This window comes from Bacillota bacterium (assembly GCA_040754675.1).
Classification (GTDB): domain Bacteria; phylum Bacillota; class Limnochordia; order Limnochordales; family Geochordaceae; genus Geochorda.
Map to the genome: position 1 here is coordinate 1 of JBFMCJ010000466.1, position 3,241 is coordinate 3,241.

The 3,241-nt window shown below is 63.0% G+C and carries 2 protein-coding genes; both read right to left on the minus strand.

What is annotated here, in order from left to right; genetic code table 11:
- Positions 1–2,274, minus strand: a 2,274-nt coding sequence (locus tag AB1609_19155; protein MEW6048561.1) for a DUF499 domain-containing protein, incomplete at its 3' end; no start/stop codon positions are given.
- On the minus strand, positions 2,258–3,241 hold a 984-nt coding region (locus tag AB1609_19160; GenBank protein MEW6048562.1), incomplete at its 5' end, for a hypothetical protein. The genes AB1609_19155 and AB1609_19160, both read right to left, overlap by 17 nt.

Genomic DNA, 3,241 nt, shown 5'->3' on the forward strand with positions numbered 1-3,241 from the left:
CTTGGACCGCAAGACCGCATCGGGATCCAGCAATCGGATGAGTGACCCGTCGAGGAAACTCTGGCGCAGACCAGCCAACGGCCAGGCCCCCGATTCCTTTAGTGCCGGGGGCCAGTGGCGGTCAATATAGCCCGCACCCACGGTTTCGCTGAGGGCTCCCTCGGACTTGAGGGCAGAGATAACCCTCCCACAGAGCGTTTCGCCGCTCGAGGAGTGCCCCGCTCCGAGGTCGATAACCTTGAGCCCGTCCGGTTCACGGTTGTCTGCGATGACCACGAACCGGTAGCTGCCCCAAACTTCTTCCCTGGCCTCTCGTCCTGCCGTTGCCACATCTGACTGAAGTTCGGCACGTTCACCGGGTTCAAACTCGTTGCCCAAAGCTCCTTCTCTGATTTCCTTGTCCACCCGCTGCAAAGCCAGCCATTCTTCCACCTTGTCACGGAGGTCTCGGCCCGGTTTCTTGATGCACCAAACGAGCGCGGCTGGGTAAAGGCGCGGTGACGTCCCCCGCCGTTTCGTCCATTCGGCGATCTGTTCCCTAAGCCCGCCCCCGCCCGTCCACTCGGCTTCCGGATCCACCACTACCAGGGTGAGCCTGGCGGCGTCTGGTACCTCGGTCGCGTCGGTGGGGAAGGGTACGACCGGGATGCTGGCTCCGCGGCGGAATTCCTCGGCTACGATTTTCCGGAGGGTAGGCCTGATCTCGGTGTCTTCGTCAAGGGAGGCGCGACGGTCGCTGACCACCTTCTTAAGTTTGGGCTTGTACGAGATCTTGAAGCCATCCGTACCCACCTTGCGGATGAAATAGCATTTGGCCTGGAGCGCGAGCGCGGCGTTATCGATGGACGTAGTGTCCAGCTCCGGGCCGCCCAGCGCGAAACGCAGTTCAGGGAGATGGGCGACCTTGTCTGTCTGGCCACCCGAGGACTCGAAGAGGATGGCGGTGGCGACCCGGCGGTGTATATCGGTGAGCGGTCCCCTCGTGTCGGCGTCGAGAGCCCGTGCGTGGGAGTGGTCCCCTGCTATGTCTGCATCGATGGCGGCGACGAGGCGAGACTCACCCAGCTGGCCGAGCACGAGGCTGCGGAACGAGGGCACCTCCAGCGGTGCGGAACCCAGCGTGATCAAGGGTTCGAGGCGTGCCCTGGTAAAGCCCTCTCTGTAGGCCAGGGAGATCCATTGGGCAAACATGGCCAGGGTGCCCCGCGTCTGCTGGTACTGGGAAAGTGCCTGCCACTTGCGCTGGAATACGGATAGGGTCGCCGGATGGAATGGGTAACAAGCCTCGAAGCGGCTACGGAGGAACTCCCTGGCCCTGGCCTCCGTGGTGGAGGTGTCAACGGCCGTCCACTCCGGGGGGAGCTGTGCCCGGCGCTCAAAGCACCAGTCGGCGAACGCCTTCGCCACGTTCTTTCTGACCCGCTCGTCCCCGATGTGCTCGAAAAGCCGTCGGCGGATCACCTCGCTGATCTCGCTCTCGTCGTTGACAATCAAGTCTTTGGCTACCCGCCGCACCACTTTTGTGATTCTCTCCTGCCACTGGATGTCCCAGTCGGTCATCTCCACCTGGCTGCGGGGCAGGCTGATCACAGCCGCTGCCCGCGTGGTGCCCATCGTGGCCACGGTCAAGTTTTGGATGAACGCATGGAAGTGCTCGGCCATGCCACGGTGACGGTTGAGGAAGTTGAGGACTTCGTCGAATAGCAGGAGTACGGGTGCCCCCGCGGCGTGGAAGACGCGGGCGATGGACTCGGTGCCGGGCGGGGTCGTCTCGGCTGCCTTCCCTAAGGCTTCGACCCCCCTGTCACCGGCCAACTGGCGCGCGATGTCGATCCAGGGTGTCTCGCGACCATCCTGGGGGTCCCAGGCGTTGCCCACAAATACAGCCACTCGGGCCTTGGGCACCGCAGAGAGCCCCGCAACCTCAAGCAAGATGGGGACTCCAGGATATGTGGCGGCCCTTTCGGCATGGGCAGCAAGATGATAGAGCGCCGTCAGCGTGTGTGTCTTGCCGCCTCCAAACTGGGTGACCAGGGTCAGCACCGGTGCCGTGTTTTCCGTCTTCCCGGAAAGCCTGCGGAGAACCATGCCGCAGTGCTCACGCAGAGCGCGGGTGAAGCACGTGCGGGCAAAGAACTGCGCGGGGTCACGGTAATCCTCGGGTGCGGTGCCCGCGACGACCTGTTCCAGGGCGATGGCGAACTCGTCCGGGTTGAACGAACGGCCCTCCCGCACTTCCTTTCTCGGCCAGACGACCCTATACCAGGGTTCCACGCGTTTCCCCCCTTTGCTTGCTCAGGTACTCAAAGAGCCTGCTCGCGGACTCCTTCAGCCTGACCAGGTTCGCGTAGGCCACGGACTCGAAGTCGTTCTCGCCAGAGTAAACCCGGTATCGTATACCGTCAGTCACGATTGCGTCTACGCTGCGGGGGAGGCCCAGCTCTCGGAAATAACCTTTGACCTGCTCGAGGGCTCCTTCGACCCCGGCGTCCAGGCGCTTCGCCTCCACTACGAACCGGCAGTTCGTCGGCAGTCGTGGCAGCCTCCGGAAGACGGCGACGTCGGTGTGGCGCCACTTCACAGCGATATGCTCCGGCGGCCAGCCCAATGCGCGGAAGAAGGGCACGACGAAGTGAACGATCAATTCGTCTTCACTCGGGGAATCGCCCAGCGACTGCCTGTCTCTGAGCAAAGGTACCAGGTCATTAGCTTCCGCGATGATGTGGTGGAGCGGCCCCGGCACTTCCTCCAAAGGAGGTTCTTCATCAGGAAGATCGGGCAGCGGAGCCGTCTGCCAATAGGTCGGGGGGGAGTTCAGGAAACGGTTCGTGAACTCCAGAACCTCCCTATTCCGTGCACGCGAGCACCGTGTTGGATTGGCCCCGAAGACCAGGCTGGTGAAGGTGTGCTCTTGAGGTAGCCTGTACCACCTCACCCGGCGAGCATGCTGCAGGTCCCAGCCGTTAACGTCATCAAACTGCTCGAGGTACATGTACTCGCTGGCCACGATGCCGACGGCACAGATCGTAGATACCCCCGTGCGCAGCAGGAACACGTCCCCGACCTGGACTTCGGTGGCGAAACGCCCTACGAACCCCTGGAGGGCAAAGTCATGAGCATACCGCTCAGGGGACCAGGGGCCTGAGTCTCCCGGCCCGATGGGTCCCACGCCGTACCTTAAAAACACGTCAGCGTACGACCGGGATGCCGGTCCTGCTGCCAGTTGCCACACCTGCCGCTC